This window comes from Mesorhizobium shonense (genome assembly GCF_040545255.1).
GTDB lineage: Bacteria > Pseudomonadota > Alphaproteobacteria > Rhizobiales > Rhizobiaceae > Mesorhizobium > Mesorhizobium shonense.
Map to the genome: position 1 here is coordinate 18957 of NZ_JBEPLM010000001.1, position 21169 is coordinate 40125.

The 21169-nt window shown below is 65.6% G+C and carries 22 protein-coding genes; 13 read left to right on the top strand and 9 right to left on the bottom strand.

The annotated features are described in order from the left end of the window. Nucleotides 1–11: 11 nt before the first annotated feature. A complete protein-coding gene (locus tag ABID26_RS00090; RefSeq protein ID WP_292303962.1) occupies nucleotides 12–1583 on the bottom strand; it encodes a bifunctional AfsR/SARP family transcriptional regulator/alpha/beta hydrolase in 1572 nt (523 codons plus the stop codon). A gap of 148 nt (nucleotides 1584–1731) precedes the next feature. After that, the gene (locus ABID26_RS00095) at nucleotides 1732–3165 is read right to left on the bottom strand and encodes an MFS transporter (protein WP_354413207.1); all 1434 of its coding nucleotides are present in this window, start codon (nucleotides 3163–3165) and stop codon (nucleotides 1732–1734) included. A gap of 134 nt (nucleotides 3166–3299) precedes the next feature. Here ABID26_RS00095 and ABID26_RS00100 point away from each other — a divergent pair, with 134 nt between their 5' ends. After that, on the top strand, nucleotides 3300–4226 hold the full coding sequence (locus tag ABID26_RS00100) for a LysR family transcriptional regulator (RefSeq protein ID WP_126102758.1): 927 nt from the start codon (nucleotides 3300–3302) through the stop codon (nucleotides 4224–4226). Between the two features lie 173 nt (nucleotides 4227–4399). Here the strand turns inward: ABID26_RS00100 and ABID26_RS00105 are convergent, their stop codons facing one another. Continuing rightward, on the bottom strand, nucleotides 4400–4696 hold the full coding sequence (locus ABID26_RS00105) for a hypothetical protein (RefSeq protein ID WP_126100840.1): 297 nt from the start codon (nucleotides 4694–4696) through the stop codon (nucleotides 4400–4402). Nucleotides 4697–4747: 51 nt separating this feature from the next. On the opposite strand from ABID26_RS00105, the gene ABID26_RS00110 reads away from it, so the two are divergent. Further along, complete coding sequence (locus ABID26_RS00110) at nucleotides 4748–4903, top strand: hypothetical protein (RefSeq protein WP_292304553.1); 156 nt, start codon at nucleotides 4748–4750, stop codon at nucleotides 4901–4903. A 723-nt stretch (nucleotides 4904–5626) separates the two neighbouring features. Here ABID26_RS00110 and ABID26_RS00115 read toward each other — a convergent pair. Then, the gene (locus ABID26_RS00115) at nucleotides 5627–6559 is read right to left on the bottom strand and encodes a hypothetical protein (RefSeq protein ID WP_292304551.1); all 933 of its coding nucleotides are present in this window, start codon (nucleotides 6557–6559) and stop codon (nucleotides 5627–5629) included. Between the two features lie 239 nt (nucleotides 6560–6798). On the opposite strand from ABID26_RS00115, the gene ABID26_RS00120 reads away from it, so the two are divergent. The 4 genes from ABID26_RS00120 to ABID26_RS00135 all read left to right on the top strand — a co-directional run bounded on the left by ABID26_RS00120 (nucleotide 6799) and on the right by ABID26_RS00135 (nucleotide 10608). Further along, nucleotides 6799–7020 carry a hypothetical protein gene (locus ABID26_RS00120; RefSeq protein ID WP_292345977.1) on the top strand — a complete coding sequence of 74 codons (222 nt, stop codon included), beginning with the start codon at nucleotides 6799–6801 and terminating at the stop codon, nucleotides 7018–7020. A gap of 296 nt (nucleotides 7021–7316) precedes the next feature. Continuing rightward, entirely contained in the window at nucleotides 7317–7865 is a 549-nt protein-coding gene (locus ABID26_RS00125) for a RidA family protein (protein WP_435528529.1), read from the top strand. Nucleotides 7866–7925: 60 nt separating this feature from the next. Next, nucleotides 7926–8147: an alkylphosphonate utilization protein gene (locus ABID26_RS00130; protein WP_126100844.1), complete on the top strand. Its 222-nt coding sequence runs from the start codon at nucleotides 7926–7928 to the stop codon at nucleotides 8145–8147. Nucleotides 8148–8649: 502 nt separating this feature from the next. Then, on the top strand, nucleotides 8650–10608 hold the full coding sequence (locus ABID26_RS00135) for an acyltransferase family protein (protein WP_292345981.1): 1959 nt from the start codon (nucleotides 8650–8652) through the stop codon (nucleotides 10606–10608). A gap of 175 nt (nucleotides 10609–10783) precedes the next feature. Here the strand turns inward: ABID26_RS00135 and ABID26_RS00140 are convergent, their stop codons facing one another. Further along, nucleotides 10784–11137: a cupin domain-containing protein gene (locus tag ABID26_RS00140; RefSeq protein ID WP_126100846.1), complete on the bottom strand. Its 354-nt coding sequence runs from the start codon at nucleotides 11135–11137 to the stop codon at nucleotides 10784–10786. 128 nt (nucleotides 11138–11265) lie between these two features. On the opposite strand from ABID26_RS00140, the gene ABID26_RS00145 reads away from it, so the two are divergent. The 4 genes from ABID26_RS00145 (at nucleotide 11266) to ABID26_RS00160 (ending at nucleotide 14370) form a co-directional block, all read left to right on the top strand. Further along, nucleotides 11266–11721, top strand: coding sequence for a hypothetical protein (locus ABID26_RS00145; RefSeq protein WP_292339446.1), 456 nt, complete (start codon nucleotides 11266–11268; stop codon nucleotides 11719–11721). A gap of 263 nt (nucleotides 11722–11984) precedes the next feature. After that, nucleotides 11985–12311 carry a hypothetical protein gene (locus ABID26_RS00150; protein WP_292339447.1) on the top strand — a complete coding sequence of 109 codons (327 nt, stop codon included), beginning with the start codon at nucleotides 11985–11987 and terminating at the stop codon, nucleotides 12309–12311. Nucleotides 12312–12457: 146 nt separating this feature from the next. Next, nucleotides 12458–12844 carry a hypothetical protein gene (locus tag ABID26_RS00155; RefSeq protein ID WP_354413213.1) on the top strand — a complete coding sequence of 129 codons (387 nt, stop codon included), beginning with the start codon at nucleotides 12458–12460 and terminating at the stop codon, nucleotides 12842–12844. Between the two features lie 260 nt (nucleotides 12845–13104). Beyond that, nucleotides 13105–14370, top strand: a complete 1266-nt coding sequence (locus ABID26_RS00160) for a DUF763 domain-containing protein (RefSeq protein ID WP_292339449.1) — start codon at nucleotides 13105–13107, stop codon at nucleotides 14368–14370. Nucleotides 14371–14665: 295 nt separating this feature from the next. On the opposite strand, the gene ABID26_RS00165 is transcribed toward ABID26_RS00160, so the two are convergent. From ABID26_RS00165 to ABID26_RS00180, 4 genes are all read right to left on the bottom strand, one after another. Beyond that, on the bottom strand, nucleotides 14666–15262 hold the full coding sequence (locus tag ABID26_RS00165; RefSeq protein WP_354413216.1) for a DUF6456 domain-containing protein: 597 nt from the start codon (nucleotides 15260–15262) through the stop codon (nucleotides 14666–14668). 108 nt (nucleotides 15263–15370) lie between these two features. Continuing rightward, nucleotides 15371–16183 (bottom strand): GcrA cell cycle regulator, encoded by an 813-nt coding sequence (locus tag ABID26_RS00170; protein ID WP_292339451.1) that lies wholly within the window; start codon nucleotides 16181–16183, stop codon nucleotides 15371–15373. Between the two features lie 155 nt (nucleotides 16184–16338). After that, nucleotides 16339–16734, bottom strand: a complete 396-nt coding sequence (locus tag ABID26_RS00175) for a hypothetical protein (protein ID WP_354413219.1) — start codon at nucleotides 16732–16734, stop codon at nucleotides 16339–16341. Further along, entirely contained in the window at nucleotides 16731–17024 is a 294-nt protein-coding gene (locus tag ABID26_RS00180) for a hypothetical protein (protein ID WP_292339453.1), read from the bottom strand. The genes ABID26_RS00175 and ABID26_RS00180 overlap by 4 nt, the downstream gene beginning before the upstream one ends. Before the next feature lie 80 nt (nucleotides 17025–17104). Here ABID26_RS00180 and ABID26_RS00185 point away from each other — a divergent pair, with 80 nt between their 5' ends. The 3 genes from ABID26_RS00185 to ABID26_RS00195 all read left to right on the top strand — a co-directional run bounded on the left by ABID26_RS00185 (nucleotide 17105) and on the right by ABID26_RS00195 (nucleotide 21168). Then, nucleotides 17105–17749, top strand: coding sequence for a LexA family transcriptional regulator (locus ABID26_RS00185; RefSeq protein WP_354413221.1), 645 nt, complete (start codon nucleotides 17105–17107; stop codon nucleotides 17747–17749). 180 nt (nucleotides 17750–17929) lie between these two features. Then, the gene (locus tag ABID26_RS00190; protein ID WP_354413224.1) at nucleotides 17930–19318 is read left to right on the top strand and encodes a tetratricopeptide repeat protein; all 1389 of its coding nucleotides are present in this window, start codon (nucleotides 17930–17932) and stop codon (nucleotides 19316–19318) included. Continuing rightward, complete coding sequence (locus ABID26_RS00195) at nucleotides 19201–21168, top strand: tetratricopeptide repeat protein (RefSeq protein ID WP_354414203.1); 1968 nt, start codon at nucleotides 19201–19203, stop codon at nucleotides 21166–21168. Before ABID26_RS00190 ends, ABID26_RS00195 begins: the two co-directional genes overlap by 118 nt. The last annotated feature ends 1 nt before the right edge of the window (nucleotide 21169 follow it).

The following is a 21169-nucleotide window of genomic DNA, read 5'->3' on the forward strand; positions in this document are numbered from 1 at the left end:
GCAAGCAGGCCCTACGACCCCGCCGTCTCGGCGACGAAGGCCCGGACATGGGCGATGAACTCGTCGAAGGCCGGCTCTCCTTCGAGCAGGATGTGGTTCTGGCTTTCCAACTCGAAGAAGCGCGCCCCGGGAATACCCGCCGCCATGGTGCGCCCGGATTCGACCGGGGCCACGTTGTCTTCCCGCGCATGCAGCACCAGGGTCGGCACCCGCACCTTTTCAAGCAGATCGCTGACGTCGATCACGGAGAAGGCGCTTTGCAGGCGCCAGGCGTCGTCCGGCGACACGGTGCGCAGCATCAGATCGTCCATCCAGGCGAAATGTTCGTGCGTGGCACCGGGGATGAACATCGAGCAGAAGGCCTGGCGGAACATCGGATTCGACTTGCCCCAGCTCTCGCGCATCAGTGTCGCCACGGCCTCGCGCGTCGCGATCTCGCCGGCGTCGCCGCGCGCCCGCCAGCCTTTGACATAGCCGCCATAGAGGATCATGCCCGAGACCTTCTCGGGATGGCGAATGGCATAGGCGATCGAAACCGCGCAGCTCTGCGAGAGGCCGAGAAGCGTGAAGCGATCGAGCCCTGCTGCCTCGACCACGCATTCGAGGTCCGACACCATGGTGTCGAACGAGACGTCGACCACATGGCGCTGCGATAGTCCGTTGCAGCGCTCGTCGTAGCGCACCAGCTGGTTCTCGCTCGACAGTTCCGACATCCAGTGCCGCCAGATCGGGCTATCCCAGTCGAAGGTCAGATGCGACATCCAGTGCGCGGCGCGAAGGATGGCCGGGCCGCCGCCGGTCTTTGCGAAAGCAAGCCTCGTGCCGTCGAGAGCCCGGCAGAAGTGGATGGCGCGGCCAGGGTCCTGCGTGGTTGTCGGGCTCTTTGCGGGCGGAGGCGATTGCGCCTTCGCCACGCGGGTCGCGCCGGGTGGCGCAGAGCGTGTCGTGGGCTGGGCGGCAGCAAGCCGTACCTTCTCCTCCAGCGCCTCGATCTCTTCCGCCAGGCCGATATCCTCCGGCAGCAGGCGGCGCAGGCGCCGGGCAAAGGGCAGCGCCCGCCTGGGCTCGCCGGCCAGGCGCTCGACCAGCTCGCGCAATATGCCGAGCTCGACGATCTCGACCTCGCTGGCGACGCCCGCGCGCCAGGCCTGGTATTCGAGGCAGCGCTCGAGCGAGAGGTCGGCGAGGAAATCTCCGCGGATCGAACCGGCGACGGCCTCCAGTTCTTCCGTCGACCAAGAGGAAAGGTCGCCTCTCACCAGCGGCAGTAGCCGGACATAGTCCGTTCCGACCTTTAGCGAGACCGTGTTGCGGTCGGCTACCAAAGCGGATTCGTCGTCGCCCAGCACCTGGCGGATCTTGGACAAGCTCCAGCGTAAAGCGCCGCGCGGATCGTCGGGAATGTCCCAGAAGATCTCGCAAAGCCGCTCGCGCTGGTGCGCCTTGCCGGTTACCGCGAGATAAGCGAGCAAGGCTCTCGTCTTGCGCGACGGCGGCAGGTCGATGAGTTCGCCACCACGGGCCACCTGGAAATCACCGAGCACGCATAAATCCAGCAGCCCGGCTTGCGGACTATCGATCATGCGGCCAGGCTCCCTTCCACTGCCATCTGGCATCTCCTCGACGCGGCGAGAGAGGACCGCATCGCAATATCAAAATCGGCTAATTTACGAAAGCCGATACGGCAAGATGGGCGTGGGGAATGTGGGGTGGGTTACATTGGCGAGGGCACTAGTCTCCCCCCTTGAGGGGGAGATTACGCGCGCCAACCACCGCAATCATCATCGCTGTCACCACCAACCCCGCCGCCACCGCAAATGTAACGCGCATCCCGCCCGCCACCGCCTCCGGCGCGGCGCCTGTGATATTCCCCGCCCCCACCGCGAACGCAAACACCGCGCCCATCACCGCCGTGCCGGTGATGAGGCCGAGATTGCGCGAGAGGCCGAGCATGCCCGACACCACGCCGCGCTCGCTGCTGTCGACATCGGCCATGACTGCGGTGTTGTTCGCCGCCTGGAAGAGCTGGTAGCCGGGCGTCAGCAGGATGATCGCCGCCGCATAGCCGGCGACGCCGAACAGCGTCGGCAGCAGAGAGAGCGCAGCGCAGCCGACGACCATCATCGCCAATCCGGCGACAACCATCGAGGATGCACCCAACCGGTCGACGACGCGGCCGGCGACGACGCCGCACAGCGCCGAGACGACCGGACCGATCGACAGGACGGCACCGACCAGCGCTTCGCTCAAGCCGAGCGCGCGCGACAGGAAGAAGGGCCCGACGACAAGCGTCGCCATTATCACGGTGGAGACCAGCACATTCGCGGCGAGGTTCGGCGCCAGCACCGGGTCGCGGAACAACGCGAGCTTGACCAGCGGCGAGGTCACCTTGCCCTCGGCGTAGAGGAACAGACCGGCGCCGAGAGCGGCCATGCCAAGCAGCGCGGCGTTCATGCCGCCGAAATGGCCGCGCCCCGTCGTCATCGCCAGCGCGTAGGCGGCGAGCGTCAGCGCCAGCAGGATCGTGCCTGGCACGTCGAAGCGTCCCCTCATCGCGCTGCGATCTCCCCTCGCCTCGCCCGCAGGCAGGAAGCGCCGGGCGGCGAGCATGGCCGCGACACCAAGCGCAGCATTGACGAGGAAGATCGAGCGCCAGCCGAGAGCGGCGATGAGCACGCCGCCGAGCGACGGCCCGAGCGCTGTGCCGATCGCCGACATGGTGCCGAGCAGGCCCATGGCGCTGCCGGTGCGCTCTCTCGGCACCGTCTCGCCGACGAAGGCAATGGTCAGCGCCATCATCACCGCGGCGCCCAGGCCTTGCGCGGCGCGTGCCGCGATCAGCAGCGGCAGGGTCGGCGCGAGCGCGGCCGCCAGCGAGGCGGCGCTGAACAGCACCAGGCCGGCGGTGAGCAGCAGCCGGCGGCCGACGAGATCGCCCAGCCGACCGACGCTGACGATCATCGAGGTGATGGCAAGCAGATAGGCGAGCACCACCCACTGCACCGCCGGGAAGGACGCTGCGAAGGCGGTGCTCAGCGTCGGCAGCGCGACATTGGCGATGCTGGTGCTGAGCGAGGACAAGAGCATCGCAAGCGACAGGCTGGCCAGCGCGCCGGTTGCCGAGCGGCTTGCTTGTACGGCGCGCGGATCTGCAATGTCGGCCATGGTTCTTCTCCGGCTGGTGTAAGATTTGCCGGGAAGATAAGCGTGCTAGTGACATGGCGGAACGCGCAGCATTTGCATTGTATTCGTGCATGAAGCGCCATGTCATCTTGCCGGAACCGTGCTATGGTCGCGCCATGTCGCGCCCCGATCTCAACCTGCTCGTCACGCTCGATGTGCTGCTCGCCGAAGGCAGCGTGGCAAGGGCCGCGCGGCGGCTGAAGCTCAGCCCCTCGGCGATGAGCCGTGCCTTGGCGCGCCTACGCGAGGCAACCGGCGATCCGCTGCTGGTGCGCGCCGGGCGCGGCCTGGTGCCGACGCCGCGCGCCATCGAGCTCAGCATGGACGTCGGCCGGCTGGTGAAGGAAGCGGAAGCCGTGCTGAGGCCCGCCGAGCGGCTCGACCTGAAACGCCTCGCGCGCTGTTTCACGCTGCGCAACAGCGACGGTTTCGTCGAGAATTTCGGCCCTGCCGTGCTTGCGCGCGTCGCCGAGGAGGCGCCCGGCGTGCAGTTGCGCTTCGTGCCGAAGCCCGACAAGGACAGCGCGCCAATGCGCGAGGGCAGCGTCGACCTCGAGACCGGCGTGGTCGGCGGTTCGACCGGGCCGGAGGTGCGGGCGCAGGCGCTGTTCCGCGACCGTTTCGTCGGCGTGGTCCGCATGGGCCATCCCTTGTGCGAGGGCAAGATCACGGCCACCCGTTTCGCCGCCGGTCGGCACATACTGATTTCGCGCCGCGGCCTCGACCGCGGGCCGGTGGACGACGCGCTGGAGCTCGCCGGGCTGACACGGACGATCGCGACCGTGGTCGGCGGTTTTTCGGAAGCGCTGGCGCTCACCCGCGGCTCCGACCTCATCGCCACCGTGCCTGAGCGCTACACGGGCAAGCTGCGCGAGAGCCTGTTCTCTTTCGCGCTGCCGATGAAGCTCGCCCCGCTCACCATCTCGCTGCTATGGCACCCCCGCCTCGACGCCGACCCCGCCCATCGCTGGCTGCGCGGGGTGGTGCGGGAAGTGTGCGGGGGGCAGAAACAGCCGACGAAGCAGCTCGGCGGCGTGAACTGAGGCGTTGGCGGGCTACCGGAATTCCCCCACGTCCCAGGGTGAGGAGAGGCGACCCGGCAAAGCCGAGGCGGAGAGAGGGAACGCGCTACGAAGGCCCCCTCTCCGCCCGTTTCGCTGCCACCTTCACGGCGCTGTCGTCACTGGCTTGTTCTTGCGCATCGTGATCTCATAGTTCAGCCAGTAGTGGCCGTCGTCGAAACTCGCGCACGCCGGTGAGGTACCCGGCCTGCTTCTCGGTCCGGCCCGTGGATCTGCGCCAGGCAGCCGACGAAATTCGGGTTGGCGCATTTGAAGATCGGCGACAGCGGATAGGCGTTGAAAGCGGTGACGCGCACCTTCTCCAGCTCCTGCGCGCTGGCGCCGCCCATGAGACCGGCGATCAGCGTTGCGAGAAAGATGAGCAGCCCCAGCGCCACCCTGTCCAGCCAGGACTTGCGCCTGGCAAGCACTTCGAGCAACCGATCGCCCATCGCCGCCTCCCCGCTAGCTGTCATATCGTAGCACGCCGCAGCGACCGCATCATGAAGCAGTTCACAGAGAGTGGCGGCACCACCTCGGGAATTGGCGAAAGCTGCCGCGACGCCCGATCTCACCCACAGGTGGAGATTGGCGGTTTTGGCATCTCGGCCGCCCTCGATGTTGCGCTGCGGAAATGCACCCAAAAAAAGTCAGGTTGAGAACCGGACCCAAAAACGCCTCAGCCGGCGAAAAACGAGCTTATTCAAGCGGATAGGCATACAGGCCCGCGCCGGCTCGCGAGATGGCCGAAAAGCCCGGAAATCCGCCATTTTCGGGCTTCCGCCAACCGCAATGGCGCGATAGCGGCAGAACGATTTCGGCCCTGCACAACGCGAAAAAAGCGCCTCGCGCAGGGGCGTTGACAGCAGGTCCGGCCGATGGCACTCCGCAGTGACTGGTCACGCCATGACCGTTGCTGTTGGGGACGGACGGGGTTTCAGCAGCTTGGCGGCGGCGCCGGACGGGCGGGCACCTGCGCAGTGTACCGCCCGCTCCTGGCCGGCTGGACGCGCCTCCGCCACATCGATGAGATGGAGCGCACACCCTTTCCTTCGTCATCCGCGCGGCGATGCCCACCCTTCCCTGACGAGGATCAGCAAAGATTCCCTCGGCCCAGCGGCCTCAGAACGAGAAGCCGGATGACGGCGCGGCAGCTGTCGCGGCCGAAAGCCTGTCGCGCTTTTGCAGCCTGGGCTTCTCATAGGTCTTCTTCATCGTCCGTTCCTGCGCGGGTCAACGATCGGCGCAGGTGAACGCGATGCGGCCGCCCTGTCAAGACTCGCCCGGCCCGCCCATCGTCGCCGTTCCTGCTCCTCGCCGTCATGTTCTGGCGCGAAGCCAGGGCGTAAGCTCGTAGCTTGAGGGCCCTTATCTCAAAAGGCCTAGCCCGCGTGCTGCAGCCAGTGGCGGTCGAACACGTCGAGGACGGCGCGGAAATCGGCCGGCGGGATCTGGTTGGCGCCGCCGCCGCTGTCGGCGCCGAGGAATTGCTCGAGCTGCCGGTCGACCGTTTCCGGATGCTCCACGGCGATACCGAGGTCCGCCAGGTCGGCGGTGATCGAGCCGCCGGCCGGCAGATACCCGCCCCATGCTTCGGCGCCCAATCCTGCATCGCGCAGGCGCACCAGAAGGATCCTCGTGATCGACGGCTGCGCCTCGGGCCCGATGATGGCGGCGCCGCACATATAGCCGCCGAGCACACTGACCGGCTGCGTATGCGGGAACAGGCAGAGGAAGAACTGGGCGTCGCCGCCGACCTCCTTCAGATGCACGTAGAGGCCGCGCTTTGCCGGGTTGACCGGACCGCCGAGCTGTAGCTGGCCGGTCGGCAACGTCTCGCGGTAGGTGGCCGTCAGCCCATGCACGCCGGGTCCGGCCTCGATCGCCAGGCGGCCCTTGATGAGCTGGCCGCGATAATAGGGCGACCAGGCGCGCGAATAGCAGGCATAGATCCCGGCAAGCCCGGAGCCGAGGCCGCGCTCGTCATGCGCGGAGGCCTCGAACTGCATGCCGGCGCGGCGCTCCAGCTCGGCGCTGTCGATGCCGTGGCGGGCCGCGATCGCGGCGGTGAAGCTTGTCAGGTCGCTCTCGGCGATCCAGGCGCCGGCCTGCTCCAACTCGAGCAGCCTTGCCCAGTCGTCATAGACGCTCATCTGGCGCGGCCGGGCGCGGCCCTGCAGCCATTTGTCGGCGCGGCCGAGATCGAACGCCGTCTTCGGGTTGACGGCGCGGAACGCCGCCGCCAGATCCTTGCGGGTGACCGTCCCCAGCAGGGCAGACGTCAGCCTTAGTTTTTGCGCGATATGCTGCGCCATGCCACAAGTCCCTCAGTGCTTTGTGCCGTCGGAGCAATCCGGCGTTCGGCAGGAATCGTTGAGCTGTCCAACTATCTGCTTTAGCACGCCTGCATTCAGTCTCCATTCCCGGCCACGCCGATTTTCCACCGTCTAATATTCCAAGAATTCCAGAGAATTCCACGGCCTTCCGCGTGCGCGACCTTTGCAGCGAGACGGCCGGCGCTAGGTTCGCCGCGGGGTGGGTGCAGGGAGCTGTCATGAAAGTCGTTCTATTCGCGCTTGGCCTGGTGCTTGCGCTGTCGCAAGCCGCTGAAGCCAAAACGAAAATCCTTGTGACCGAGACGAAGACCAGCATCGAGAAAAACCTGCCGCCGCTCGATGAAACAGCCACCGGCGGCATCGTGCCTTCGACCGGCCCGACGGCGAAGGCCGCCGAACCGGGCCAGGCCTATCCGCCGGCGCTGGACCTGCATTTCTAGAAACGATCCGGGAAAATGCTCAGCGGTTCTTCGTCCGGAATTGCGTAAACAAAAGGGAGCCATTGCCGGACGACCGCGTGGCGGTCGCCGGTCGATCGGCGAGGAAAAACGATCGGCCGGGCAAAAAGGCTGAACCAAACAGCCACCCGGCCAGCCTGAGGGTTGGGGGGCTTGGCGCCGCCGCGGGGGCAGGCGCCCGCCCGCGCGGATCGCAAAGCTGCGGTCCGCGCGGGCCATGCCAATTGGGCCAATTCTTGCGGTCTTGACGAAAGGACGGCGAAACCGGAAAGCTCGGCATGGTCGCGGCCAGGACGCTGCAATGGCGCTGTGCGACGAGGCTCCGAGGGAGGCCATGCCATGGGTGCCGACGAAAAGCTGGCCGCGCTCTGCATCGTCTTGCCGCCGCTGAAGCTGCCGCCGGGCATGGTGCTGCCCTTTCCCTGGGTGAACGGCGCGGCGACCGCGCCTATGTCTCCGGCCACGGGCCGCAGGAGCCGGACGGCTCGCTCGCCGGCCCGTTCGGCGCCGTCGGCGAGAGCGTGTCGCTGGAAGAGGCGCGGGCCTCGGCCCGCAAGGTCGGGCTGTCGATGCTCTCCAGCCTGAAGCGCGAGCTCGGCAGCCTCGACCGGATCACCGGCTGGTGCCGCGTGCACGGCATGGTCAATTCGGCCCCGGGCTTTACCCAGACGCCGGTGGTGATGAACGGCTTTTCCGACCTCATCCTCGAAATCTTTGGGCCGGAGATCGGCCGCCACGCCCGCACGGCCATCGGCGTCGCCGCCCTGCCGTTCGATCTCCCGGTCGAGATCGAGGCCGAGGTGATGATCAAGGAGCGAATGGCTTGACCAAGTTATCGTCGGCGCGATAGGCGGGCGCACCGCCATCCAACCGATGAAAGACCTGCCATGACAGACGCGATCGTAAGAGACAGCAACGGCACCCCGCTCAATGACGGCGACTCCGTGACCCTGATCAAGGACCTCAAGGTCAAGGGCACGTCCGAGACGATCAAGCGCGGGACGCTGGTGAAGAACATCCGCCTGAACGGCAATCCCGGCGAGATCGAATGCAACACCAAGCAGGTGAAGGGCCTGGTGCTGAAGACAGAGTTTTTGAAGAAGGCGTGATTGCGGGCGCGCGACGCCGACTTCTTCGTCAATCCTACGGCGGAGCAACGAGCGACGCGCGCACACCTAGGAAATGGCGACCCCCACTCCGTCGAGCTTCGCTCGACACCTCTCCTCCGATCGACGGGGTAGAGGAAGGGTGCTAGGTCATTCCAGCCGGCGCCCTTCCTCTCCCTCCGGAGGGGGGAGAGGTGGCGCTAAGAAGCAGCGACGGAGTGGGGGAAGCCGTCGCTCAAACGCGCTGCTGCCGCAAAATAGGTATAACCCGGCGAGCACGGAAACTCAGGCAAGCTGGCAATCAGGCAGAGGCGTCGGTTCGCTCTCTGTTGTGCCTAAAAGGAGGGAGATCGGCAGCTTCGACGCCGCGCCGCCCCTCGTTTTCGCCTTCGCACCCTCCGCTTATGTTGCACTGCGTTAGATTTGTTGCATTGCGGTATGAACCCGTAGGCGCAAGTCTTGACCCCAAGGCGGGATACGAACGACCGTTGCGAGGTCCGTCTTCGTGTCAGCACCATCGCCGGACTTCCGGCCAGACATTGAGGGGTTGCGAGCGCTTGCCGTGGCAGGCGTGGTCGCCTTCCATTTCGGCCTCACCGCGCTGCCCGGCGGTTTTGCCGGCGTCGACATCTTCTTCGTCATCTCCGGCTATCTGATCACCCGTCATCTCACCACCGAGATTTCCGTGACCGGCCGGCTCGACCTTCTGCGCTTCTATGCCCGGCGGGCGCGCCGGCTGCTGCCGGCGGCACTCTTCGTCATCGCCGCGACGCTCGCCGCCGGCGCCGTCATCCTGTCGCCGGAGGAGCAGGCGCTCTATTCCAAGGGCGCGATGTGGGCCTCGGCCTATATCATCAATCTGTGGCTGATCCGCTGGTCGTTCGACTATTTCGCCAACGACGCCGCCAACAACCCATTCATCCATTACTGGTCTCTGTCGGTGGAGGAGCAGTTTTATCTCGCCTGGCCGGCGCTGTTGATGCTGGCCGCCTGGCTGAAACCCGGCAAGCGGACAATCGTGCTTGCGATCGGCCTTATCGGCCTCGTCTCCTTCGCGGTCTGCGCGTGGCTGACAACCGTGTCACAGCCTTGGGCTTTCTACTTCTCGCCGCTACGCGCCTGGGAGTTCGCCGCCGGCGGACTGGCCTCGATGGCGCCGGCATGGCTGCTCCAGAAGCGCCCGCGGCTTGCCCTGGCGTTCAGCCTGGCCGGGCTGGCGCTGATCGCTTTCGCATACCTCACCTTCAGCGAGGAGGCTCCCTTCCCCGGTTTCCTGGCACTGGTGCCGGTAGCCGGCACTGTCCTTCTTTTGCTGGCGGGCGCGGCCGGCGCGAGGAGCGGCCTCAGCGCCTTCCTCGCGCTGCCGCCCTTGCAGTGGGTCGGAAAACTTTCCTATTCGCTCTATCTCTGGCATTGGCCGGTCATCGTCTATGCCGGCATGCTGGTGGAGGAGCTGACGCTCGTCCAACGCCTCGCCTGCCTCGGGCTAACGTTGGCGCTCTCCGCGCTGAGCTACCATTTCATCGAGAATCCGATCCGCCGCAACGGCTGGCTTATGGCCAATGCGGCGCGGGCGCTGGTGCCGGCCCTCCTCCTGACCGGCACCGGCGTCGCAGCCGCCTACGGCAATGCGGCGCTTGCCGTGCGCCACCAGAACCCCGAGCAGCGCGAGATCGCGGCAAGTGCCGCCGAACCCGCCACCGCGCGCGCCAAAGCCTGCGTCGAGGGCTACGATACGGTGACGCCGAAGCCATGCGTGTTCGGCGATGGCCGGCGCATGATCGCACTGTTCGGCGATTCCCATGCCGACCACTGGTCGACGCCGCTGATCGAGGCGGGAAAGAAGAACGGCTACCGCGTCGAAACCTGGCTGAAGAGCTCGTGCCGACCCTCACGCTTCTCCTACTTCGTCACGAAGCTCAACCGCGACTACCGCGAATGCGACCAATGGCGCGAGCAGGCGATCAAGGAGATCATCGCCGCGAAGCCTTCGCTGGTGGTGATCTCGGAGTTGGCGCTGACCTCTTCGCGCAAGATGGCGGCCGGCAAGGGCCAGCCGGACACGCCGGACGCCACATGGCGGGCTGGCCTGCGTTCGACGCTGGTGAGCTTGAGCAAAGCCGGGCTGAAGATCGCCTTCATCCGCGACGTGCCGTTCAACGACGAGAACATCGACACCTGCGTGTCGCGCGCGCTGTGGCGCGACAAGGCGCCTTCGCTCTGCGACCAGACCCGAGCCGATGCCGCCAACGACAAGATGGCGGCGGTCGAGCGCGAGATCGTCACCAGCGTGCCCAACGCCTCTTACGTCGACCTCACCGACCGCTTCTGCAACGCCACCACCTGCCACGTCTTCATCGACGGCAAGCTCGCCTTCCGCGACCAGCACCATCTGGCGACGCCGTTTGCGGAATCGCTGGAGCCGGAGGTGGAAAAGAGGGTGATCTCGAAGGTGGGGAGGTAGGGCGGGGCGGCAGAGCGCGTGATCTCCCCCCTTGCGGGGGAGATGGCCGGCAGGCCAGAGGGCTCACGTAGAACGCCAACGCTCTCCCTCATCGTAGGGCGCTGGCGCTTGACGCTCGGCGCCCCCCTCTGTCGCCTTCGGCGACATCTCCCCCTCAAGGGGGGAGATCAGCCTTTCACCCCACCACAACGACAAAATGCTTGGTCACCGGCTCGAGGATCTGCCAGGTGCCCTTGAAATCCGCCTCGACAACGAAGGCGTCGCCGGGGCCGACCTCGACCGGCTCGCCGCCATCCGGCGTGATGACGATGCGGCCGGCGATCATGTGCACGAATTCATAGTCGGTGTAGGTGGCATGATAGGTGCCGGGCGAAGCGCGCCAGGTGCCGGACATCACCTTGCCGTCCTCGGTGGTGTGCTGGACGGCGGTCTGCATGGTCGGCCTGCCCTCGACGACGACCCAGCCCGGCAGGTCGCCGGCCTCTGCATGCTCGACGGCGCCGAATTTGAGCATGGTGGGTTTGGTCATGAGTGGCTCCTGCGGTTGGATTTGGGTTGGTTGGACGTGGCATAGCCGATGGCTCCCGGGCTCCGCGCGCGATAACGCGACACGGCACGACGGGATGGCGATTGCCAATCTCCCCTTTGTGGACCCTTGTGGGCGAGATCGGCAGCTTCAGCGCCGGCTCCCGCTCCGCCCAGGATGTCGCGCCACGTTTTCCCGGGAACACCGGCCGTCCCGAAACCGTTTACTCCCTGAAGGGGCATCTATCGAACCTCAAGGAGGCAGCGATGAAACGGCTTCTGTTTGCTTCGATGATCGCCATCGCCTCGGCGTTTGCGATCGCGCCGGCCAGTGCCGGCAGCGTCCAGTTCGGTATCGGCGTCGGCCCGTCTTACGACCCGTACTATGGAGACGACTACTATGGCGGGTATTATCCTCACCGCTATTACCGACACGTCTACGATGACGACTACTACACTCCCTATCGTGAGCGTTATGTGGTTCGCTATCATAACCGGTATTATAGCGATAATTGCCGGATCAAGATCGTGAAGCACTGGCGCCACCACCACCGCGTCATCGAAAGAATCCGCATCTGCGAGCGCTGACCGACTAGAGCCGGATGATTTCAGGTCGAACCGACCTGAATCTGAATCCGGCTCTAAATCAAAGAGATAGAGCATGATGTCGCCCGAAAACCGCTTCACACTTTTCGGCATCATGCTCTAAGGCCCGCGACTGGCTGATCTTCCCCGCGAGGGGAGATGGCCGCCCGCCCATTCCCAGCGATGGGCGGGCGAATATTAGCGATTGGGAACGTAGGCTGCCTCCGGCGCGTTTATGGGGTGATCAACCTCAGGAGGAGGTAGCCATGAAAAAGCTCCTGCTCGCCTCCGTAATAGCCATTGCGTCGGCTGCCGCCATGATTGGCCCGGCCAATGCCGGTCGCATCGAGTTCGGGATCGGCATCGGCGACGGCTACAATGACTACTACAATGACTACGGGCCCTACTACGGTGACTATTACGGCGATCGCTACATGTATCGCCCGTATTACGGCGAATATTACAGCTACAGGCCACACTACTACCGGCACCACTACTACTTCCGGCACCACAGGCGTTGCCACGTCGAATATGTGAGGCACTGGCGGCATCACCACCGGGTTTACGAGGCAATCCGCGTCTGCAGGTATTGAGCCTGACTGGCACGGCAAGCGGGCTTAATAGCCGCTTTTGCGAGCCATCCTTGAGGGCCGCTCGGCATTGGCGAACATTAGCGACCCGGAACGTAGGCTTCCTGCGGCGCGTTTATCCGATGATCGGCCTTCAGGAGGAGGTTGCCATGAGAAAACTGCTACTTGCTTCGGTGATTGCCATCGCCTCCGCGGCAGCCACGGTCGCGCCTGCGGATGCACAGTTCTTCGGTCTTGGCGGCGGCTTTTTCGGTCCGTTTGGCGGCTTCGGCCCATATCCGTTCTATGGTGGCCCGTTCTACGGCGGCCCGTTTTACGACTATGGCCCCCGCTATTACGGCCCCCGCTATTACGGCCCCCGCTATTACGGCCCCCGCTATTACGGCCCGCGCTACTACGGCGGCCCCCGATATCTGATGCGCTATCCGCACCGCTACTACCGGCACCATCATCGCCGCTGTCACCGGGAATGGGTGAGGCATTGGCGTCATCACCACCGCGTGGTGGAACGCGTGTGGGTGTGCGGATATCGATGAGGGCTGGCTGATCTCCCCTTTGCGGGAGATGGCCGGTAGGACAGAGGGGTGCTGTCCCGCCAGCGTTTCAGCCTATGGCCGCAGCAATTCTTTTCACGTTGGTATCCGTCGTACGGCCGAGACCGAGAGGCCGCGATCCTTCGCGCCCCCCTCTGCCCTCCGGGCATCTCCCCTACTTGGGGGGAGATCGGCAGCTTCAACGCCTTGCAAATCCCTCCCAAAATGCCATCTAAGTCGCCGGCATCCACGGAGAACACCACGTGACGCAGCGAAGCGGCAGCGCCGACCTGCCGCTGCATGGCGGGCGGGTCCCGAAATGGCTGGGCGAGCGCATGACCAAGCTCGGCGCGGTGCTGTGCGAAGCCATCATCCACCATTACGGCCGCGACGAGCTTTTGCGGCGCCTGGCGCATCCCTTCTGGTTCCAGTCCTTCGGCGCAGTGATGGGCATGGATTGGCATTCCTCCGGCATCACCACTTCCGTTATCGGCGCGCTGAAGCGCGGGCTGAACCCGATGTCCAGTGAGCTCGGCATCCATGTCTGCGGCGGACGCGGCGCGCATTCGCGCAAGACGCCGGGCGAGCTCATCGCCATCGGCGACCGCGTCGGCCTCGACGGCGATGCCCTTGCCACCGCCAGCCGCCTCGTCGCCAAAGTCGACAGCGCCGCCGTGCAGGACGGCTACGACCTTTACCTGCACGGCTTCATCGTCACCGATGACGGGCGCTGGGTGGTGGTGCAGCAAGGCATGAACGGCGACGCCCGCCAGGCCCGCCGCTACCACTGGCTGTCGGAGGGGTTGACCAGCTTCGTCGACCGGCCGCATGCGGCGATCGAGGGCGAGAGCCAGGGCGAGATCGTCAACCTCACCGATCATCGCGCGGAAAAAGCGCGCGGAAGTCAGATCGAGGTGCTCAAGACGATGAGCCCTGAGAAGATCCTGACCGAGCTTGCCGTGCTGGAGCCGCAGCCTGAGCCAGTGAAACCAGCAAAGGGGCCCGCCGCGCAGCCGCTCTTACCCAACCTCGTCATGCCCGCGCATCACGACGTGCGCGAGAGCGACATTGTCATGCGCCGCCTGCACGGCAACATTTCCGCCGCGATCGAAAGCGGCCCCAAGGATTTCCCAGAATTGCTCCTGGTGCCCGGCGTCGGCCCGCGCACGGTGCGCGCGCTCGCCATGGTCTCGGAGGTGGTGCACGGCGCGCCCTACCGCTTCTCCGACCCGGCCCGCTTCTCGCTCGCCCACGGCGGCAAGGACCGCCACCCCTTCCCCGTGCCGCTCAAGGTCTATGACGAGACGATCGCGGTGCTGAAATCGGCGGTGAGCAAGGCCAAGCTCGGGCGGGACGAGGAATTGCAGGCGCTGCGGAGATTGGACGGGGAGTCGCGCCGGATGGAGAGGTACGTGACGGGGCCGAGCTTGAACGAGATCGTGGCGGGCGAGATGGACCAGGCGCATCTGCTGGGGGGAAGGAGTGTGTTCGGGTGGGAGCCACCACCTGACAGCGAGCCGAAGCGCTGAAAGGCGCTTGAGGCGCCGCTGAACAACGCGACACAAATGCATGCCGATAAGGGCCGTCGGCCGGCGCCGCCCCTCATTGCCCTGCCGGGCATTTCTCCCCGTGTAGTGACGGGGAGAAAGGGGGATGTCGTCGCCGCTTTCGCCAATTTTCAACGTTGCAGAATAGGTGCCGGCGTCGCGGCCAGCCCCTTCTCCCCGCTCACGGGGAGAAGATGGCGGCAGCCAGATGAGGGGCGGCGCCGTGCTTGCGCGATCTGGGACTTCAAAGCGGTAGCGCAGCATCATTCTTGTCGCCTCACCCCGCCTTCCTCCCCATCATCCCGTAATGCACCGCCAGCAGGTCGAGCCCGATCTTCAGCAGCTTCACCACCACGTCGCGCCCGTCGCCGGTGCGTTCGGCGATAGACTTCACCGACTGGCCTTCGAGGCAGATCTTGCGCACCACTTCCGCCACCTCCCAGTGCGCAAGCGCTGCGGCGGCGTGGGCATGCGCCCGGCCGGCTGACAGCACGCGGTCGGGGATGCCGCCGCCCACCCGGCCGCCGTCGACGCGCTCGCTCCAGGACTGCGGCTGCAGGCCTTCGCGGGCGGCGCGCTCGAAATCGTCGCGAAAACGTTGGCCGGCCTCGCGCTGCTGCCGCGACAGCGACGTGATGCCGGTGAGCGGATCGACGTTGCGCAGGCGCACGATGCCGCCGGTCGAGGTGTAGCCGCCGTTCGAGACCTCGTAGACGCGGCGCGCTTCCGCTGTGCCGGGGGTGAGGCGCTGGCGGCCGAAGGGGTCGGCCTTCAGCGCGAAATCATGGCCGATCTCGCGGCGGATGCGCACCTGCTCGGCCTCGCCCTTGGGGAGTTTCGGGGGCTGGGGTTTCTTGGCGGATTTGCGGGGCATGGGGGTTCCTTGTGTGGGCGGCAATTGGAAAGGCTGGCGGGACAGCGCCCCCCTCTGTCGCCTTCGGCGACATCTCCCCCTCAAGGAGGGAGATTAGCGGCGCTCCCCTCACATCCCCCTCACGCGATGGCCATGGAACCGCGCGTGGTGATGCGCGCAGTAGGAGCGCGTGCCTGTGGTGCGCAGGCCGCAGCAGAGCATGTCCGCGCCGGGCCTCGCGCCGAGCGGGTCATCATCTGCATCCTCGCGCAGCGCGAGGTCGATCGGCGCGCGGCAGCGGCCGAACAGACAGTCGAGGAAGCGCATGGCCGCGACATGCGGCTGGCGGCCGGGCGCCACTGGGGGCGGCGGCGCGGGGAGCTTGTAAAGCAGGGCTTCGGATTTTTCACGGGTGCCGGGGGCGAGCCAGGCGGGGGGCAAGCTGCGCGCCGGTTTGCGCGGCCTGGGTTTTTTGGGCTTGGGCGCGCGAGACGTGACGGCGCGGTCTGCATTCGCGGAGACCCCATACACTGAGAGGTCGGCGGGACAGCACCCCCCTCTGCCCTCCCGGGCATCTCCCCCGCAAGGGGGGAGATCAGCAGTTCCGGCGCTGGCGACCTCGACCAACTCGACATGCCTGGAAAGCGCCGTCGCCTCGGAGAGCGTGATTCCTCCAGCCGGCCTGCCCCGCCGACCGGCCCTGCCCTGCGCCTGTAGCCGCGCATTCTTCCTTGGACGGCCGCCGGCGCGGCCGCCCTTGGGGTTGGCGAAGCCGATGGCTCGCAGGCCTGCGTTGCGGTGGACGATGCCGATGATGGCGTTGCGTGAAACCGGGCTGCCGCGCAGCGCGCTGAAGCGTCCGGCGATGCGTGAGGCGGACAGCCCCTCCTTCAGCCAGGCGGCGATCTCGTCGATTTCCTTTTCGGTGTAGGCGGCTGCCATGTGTCATTCCATCGATTTGCGAAAGGCTTTGGGCTTGCGAAAAGCTTGGGGCTTGCGTGGGGTCGGTCGGGCCAAGCGCCAGGGTTCGGCCGCGAGTCCGTTGGTCGGATCAGGAAAAGGGGTTGGGTCAGGCGGCGGATGGAGCGTTCGCCGTTTTACGGAAACGGCGAACGCTCCATCTCGTTGTTTTGACGCAATTCCGGACGGAAAACCGCTTCGCACTTTTCCTGGAATTGCTCTGGCGCCGCGCCAAGCAGTCGAAGAAGTGCCGCCTCGGCGGCGGCGCGCGTCAGCCCCGACACCGCCCGGCCCGACGCGCGGTCGAACAGGATGACTGTGCCGTCCTCGGTGCGGATGCAAGAGGCGCCCGAATTGGGGGCCGGAGCCGAGGGAGGAGCGGCTCCGGCCGTTCCGGTGAACCGGGGTGCGGGCGGTTCAGCCGGATCCGGGGCGAGCGCCCCGGAATGCGTCCGGACCGGGGAGGAGGACGGCCCGGACGATTGGAATTCGAAAGGCGATCTGAATTCGAAAGAGGGGGGAAGCGCGTTCATGCCGCCTCCCCCAGCGAGGCGCTGTGACCGGCCAGCCATTCGTAGCTGACGCCGGCAATGCCGCGCCTGCGGCTTGCAGCCACCACATGCGGCCAGTGGTGCGGCGCGATGCGGCCGCAACGGCGCATCTGGCGGGCCGCTTCATAGCCGCAGCCGACATCGGCGGCGAAGGCGCCGATGCTCTGCCAGCGGTCGATAAGCTCCGAAATATTCGTGGGCGGCCCCGAGACGCTCGTGGGCTGCGCCGGAATCACGGACGATGCGGAAATGCTTGCGGGATGCTCAATCATGCGCTAAGCGTACGTTATGTACGAAAGGCGCGCAAGCGAAATCGTACACTTTGGACGATAATTTTCAGGCATTTTGTACGATGATGGATTCTCGGCACAGATTGCAGCAGGCGCGCGCCCAGGCGGGCTATGCCTCGCCCAGCGATGCGGCGCGGGCGCTGCGCGACATCAACAAGAACACGCTGATCAGCCATGAGAACGGCAACCGGCCGCTGTCGCGCAAGGCGGCGGAGAAATACGGCCGGCTGTTCGGCGTCGACCCGGGCTGGCTCTTGTTCAATGGTGGTTTGGGGGCCGATGGCGCCGAGGCCGCGCCGGTCCACCTTGCCCCCTCGCCCGTCACTGTCGACGTACCGATCGTGTCATGGATCAGCGCCGGCGAGCTCGGCAGCCAGGAGGGCGTGGTCAATCTCTCCGACTATCCGACGATCCCCACCGCCGACCTCGAGGAGGGCGAGTGGATTGCGCTGCGCGTCGACGGGCCGTCGATGAACAAGATCTCGCCGCCGGATTCGATCATCTTCGTCAATCTGCGCGACAAGCGGCTGGTGACCAATGGCTGCTACGTGATCGCCGACGAGACCGGACGCGCCACCTACAAGCGCTACCGTCCGAACGAGACCCCGCCCTTCCAGCCGGCGTCCTATCTCGACATCCCGCCGCCGGAGCTCGAGGGGGCAATCACCATCATCGGACGGGTGAAGCGCTCGATGATCGATATGTGAGGGTGGGCCGACGGTTGGCGCGAGCGGCCACTCAGCCAATCTCCCCCGCAATCGGCCCGCAAAGCGGAGATCAGCTGTCTTCGACTGCCGTTGCAATTTCTGCTTGCATTCTGGAACAAAAACAGAACTATATAGGCGACTGCAGCCGCCACCGCGGCAACTCCGGGGGGAGGATCCGTCATGTCACGCCGCACCGGCGCCTTTGCGCGCGCATTCGTCGCTTGGCTTTCGCGCGGGCCGCTGCTGGCGCTGGCGGGGATGGCGATGCTTGGCGGGCTGGCCAGTCCGACGCTCGCCGCCGTCAGGGACTATGCCCTTTGCTTCGGCGACGACAAAGGTCCGAGTGACGACCAAGGCTTGGGCGGCCTGAGTGGCCCGACATACAAAAAGGAAGCCGGCGTCGACAAAGGTGCGGCCGAGCAGCGCATCGCTGCCTGCACGGTGATTGCCGAGGACGATACGGAGGCGTCGCGCCTGCGCGTCTCGGCCTATTTCTACCGGGGCGTCGCTCGGGACGACCTGGAGGACTTGGACGGCGCGATCGCCGATTACAGCGAGGCGATCGCGCTCGACCCCAAGCGGGCTTCTGTGTATTTCAACCGTGGCTCCGACTGGTACAACAAGGGCGACGACGAGCGCGCGATCGCGGATTTCAACATCGCCATCAGCCTGGAGCCGTCAGCCGGCGACGCCTATGCCAGCCGCGGCTGGGCGTTTTTACGCAGAGGCAAGGTCGACGCGGCCATCCTCGATTTCCAGCAGGCGATCGAGGCCGAGCCGCGAAGCAACAGGGGTCATACCGGCCTCGGCGCGGCCTGGGCCAAGAAAGGCGAGCGGGAAAAATCGATCGCCGAATATGGCGAGGCAATCCGTCTCGACCCGGCGGACCTGATTGCCTTGGTCAATCGCGGCATTGCCCGCGCCGCCAGGGGCGAGTTCGACAGCGCCATAACCGACTACGATGCCGCGATAAGAGCCGATCCCCAAAGCGCCGATGCCTATGTCAATCGCAGCGCCGCCTGGATCGGCAAGAACGACTGGGCGCGCGCGATCGCCGATGCGAACCAGGCGATCGCGCTCGATGCGGGGATCGTCGACGGTTACTACTCCCGGGGCGTCGCCTGGGCGAACAAGGGCAACAACGATCGCGCCGTCGCCGATTTCGACAAGGCCGTCGAACTCGATGCGACCGATGCCAGGGCTTGGTTTGGCCGTTCGCTAATTCGGTCACGCAACGGGACACCGTCGGCGCCGCCGCCGACTGCCAGCGCGCTGTCGAGCTCGACCCGAAGCGGGCCGGCTCCTGCCGCGAAACCGCGCCGGCCGAAGCAACCCAGCCGGCAACCGCCACGACAAGGGATCCGGCGGCCGCCAGAACTCTGCTCGAGCGCGCCCAGATGCGGCTATCGAAATATGGCGTGGACGGCGCGCTGCTCGATTTCGACAGGGCGATCAGCCTCGATCCCGACAATGCCGACGCCTATTTCGGCCGCAGCCGCGCCAGGATGCTCAAGGGCGATCAGGCCGGCGCTGCAGCCGATTGCCGGCGCGCCATCGAACTCGACCTGAATCGGACGGGGACCTGCGACGAGCAGGTCGCCGGCGACGAAGGCAGACCGGCTCCGCCGCCAGTCATGCAACAGTCGCGACCTTCCGCTGCGGCAGCCGTTGAAACCCTGGCCAAGCAAATCGGCCAAGGCAAAGCCGAATCAACCGGCAAGCTGTCCGTCTCAAAGATGTCGGAGTTGATCCAGGCGACAGATCCGCAGGTTCTGGTCGCGGTGCAAAAGGGCGACGGCCTGTCGGACGCCGGCAAATACGACGAAGCCATCGGCGCTTATGGCAAAGCCATCGCGCTCGATCCTCGTAGCCCGCTCGCCTATTTCGGCCGAGGCAAGGCGTGGGACGCCAAACATGACTATGGCCGCGCCGTCGCCGATTACGACCGAGTCATCGAGTTCCTCCCAAATCTGGTATCGGCAAGGATCTTTAGGGGCTTGGCCAGGGCCATGTCGGGCGATGTCGAGGGCGCCCTAGCCGATTGCGGTCAGGCCGCCGCGCTCGACCCAAAGGCGCGAGACGCGTTCTTCTGCAAGGGCATGGCCTGGCACGCCAAGGGCGATACCGGGCTTTCGATCGCGGCCTATTCGGCAGCGATCGAAATCGATCCGAAAGACGCCGCCAGCTACTATGGGCGCGGTATGGCGCGAGCCGAAAGGAAGGACTACGGCGGCGCCATTGCCGATTTCGACATGGCGCTCAAGCTCGACCCTCGCAATTCCAATTATGCCGTCAGCCGCAAAGCGGCGGTGGCGGCGAAGGGACAAAGCGATGAAGCCGACGCTGCGGCCAGCGCGGATCTGCAGGCTGTCATGGCAGTGTTGGAACGCGGCGACGCCTTCTATGCGAAACGCAAATACGATCGCGCCATCACTGAGTACAGCCGCGCCGTGGCGCTCGCGCCAAACGAACCGTCGACGTATTCGGCGCGCGCTAGGGCGCGCCTGCAAAAGGGCGACTATGACGGGGCCCTGGTCGACGTCAACCGAGCGCTTGAGATCGATCCATCCTACATCCAAGCCTATCACGGCCGCGCTCTTACGCTGGTGAAGAAACGCGAGCCGGAAAAGGCCATCGCCGATTTCAACCGTGCGATCGAAATGAAGCCGGACTATGCCCCGTTTTATTTCGGGCGCGGCAGCGCCTGGTACTATATGGGCGACTTCGACCGCGCCATCGCCGATCTCGACCGGGCGCTCGAGCTCGATCCCAAATCCGACATGGCCCGTCAAGGCCGAAAATTGGCAATGGCTGCGAAGGAAAAAGCATCTCGCTCGAAAAAGCCCGGCAAGCCTACCAAGGGGACGCTCGACGGGGACACCCTCTCCCAGGGCCTCAGGCAGGCAAGCGCGATGGTGTTCTTCAACATGGGCCGCGCGCTGCAAGAAAAGGGCGACTATGACGGCGCCATCGCAGAATTCGACCAGGCAATCGACCTCGATCCGAACAATGCCTCAGCCTATTACTGCCGTGCTCAGAGCCTTACCTTGAAACGTAACTTTGAGCAGGCTCTTGCCGATTACGACAAAGCCATCAGCCGTGCCCCCACCGAAGCGAAGATTTATGCCGATCGCGGTTTAGTGCGGATGAGCCGGCATGACAGCGATGGCGCATACAGCGACTTCCAAAAGGCGCTCAGTCTCGATCCCAAAAACGTGTCCGGCTACTATGGCCGAGGCGTGATCCGGAAAACCAGAGGGGACTATGACGGCGCCATTGCCGACCTCAGCAAAGGCATCGAGCTCAATCCGAACTTCGCCCGGCTATATGAGGCGCGAAGCAAAGCATGGGAAGCCAAGGACAACCGCAAGCACGCCGAGGCCGACCGCAAGAAGGCGCTGAGCCTCGGAGCGGAGTGAG

Excerpts from the sequence above, each read along its gene's own strand:
- ABID26_RS00190 (WP_354413224.1), top strand. The coding sequence starts at position 17,930 with ATGTCACGCCGCACCGGCGCCTTTGCGCGCGCATTCGTCGCTTGGCTT.
- ABID26_RS00105 (WP_126100840.1), bottom strand. The coding sequence starts at position 4,696 with ATGGGCGATCGGTTGCTCGAAGTGCTTGCCAGGCGCAAGTCCTGGCTG.
- ABID26_RS00170 (WP_292339451.1), bottom strand. The coding sequence starts at position 16,183 with ATGGCAGCCGCCTACACCGAAAAGGAAATCGACGAGATCGCCGCCTGG.
- ABID26_RS00185 (WP_354413221.1), top strand. The coding sequence starts at position 17,105 with ATGATGGATTCTCGGCACAGATTGCAGCAGGCGCGCGCCCAGGCGGGC.
- ABID26_RS00155 (WP_354413213.1), top strand. The coding sequence starts at position 12,458 with ATGAGAAAACTGCTACTTGCTTCGGTGATTGCCATCGCCTCCGCGGCA.
- ABID26_RS00180 (WP_292339453.1), bottom strand. The coding sequence starts at position 17,024 with ATGATTGAGCATCCCGCAAGCATTTCCGCATCGTCCGTGATTCCGGCG.
- ABID26_RS00130 (WP_126100844.1), top strand. The coding sequence starts at position 7,926 with ATGACAGACGCGATCGTAAGAGACAGCAACGGCACCCCGCTCAATGAC.
- ABID26_RS00100 (WP_126102758.1), top strand. The coding sequence starts at position 3,300 with ATGTCGCGCCCCGATCTCAACCTGCTCGTCACGCTCGATGTGCTGCTC.
- ABID26_RS00150 (WP_292339447.1), top strand. The coding sequence starts at position 11,985 with ATGAAAAAGCTCCTGCTCGCCTCCGTAATAGCCATTGCGTCGGCTGCC.
- ABID26_RS00175 (WP_354413219.1), bottom strand. The coding sequence starts at position 16,734 with ATGAACGCGCTTCCCCCCTCTTTCGAATTCAGATCGCCTTTCGAATTC.
- ABID26_RS00110 (WP_292304553.1), top strand. The coding sequence starts at position 4,748 with ATGAAGCAGTTCACAGAGAGTGGCGGCACCACCTCGGGAATTGGCGAA.
- ABID26_RS00090 (WP_292303962.1), bottom strand. The coding sequence starts at position 1,583 with ATGATCGATAGTCCGCAAGCCGGGCTGCTGGATTTATGCGTGCTCGGT.
- ABID26_RS00120 (WP_292345977.1), top strand. The coding sequence starts at position 6,799 with ATGAAAGTCGTTCTATTCGCGCTTGGCCTGGTGCTTGCGCTGTCGCAA.
- ABID26_RS00095 (WP_354413207.1), bottom strand. The coding sequence starts at position 3,165 with ATGGCCGACATTGCAGATCCGCGCGCCGTACAAGCAAGCCGCTCGGCA.
- ABID26_RS00125 (WP_435528529.1), top strand. The coding sequence starts at position 7,317 with ATGGTCGCGGCCAGGACGCTGCAATGGCGCTGTGCGACGAGGCTCCGA.
- ABID26_RS00140 (WP_126100846.1), bottom strand. The coding sequence starts at position 11,137 with ATGACCAAACCCACCATGCTCAAATTCGGCGCCGTCGAGCATGCAGAG.
- ABID26_RS00115 (WP_292304551.1), bottom strand. The coding sequence starts at position 6,559 with ATGGCGCAGCATATCGCGCAAAAACTAAGGCTGACGTCTGCCCTGCTG.
- ABID26_RS00165 (WP_354413216.1), bottom strand. The coding sequence starts at position 15,262 with ATGCCCCGCAAATCCGCCAAGAAACCCCAGCCCCCGAAACTCCCCAAG.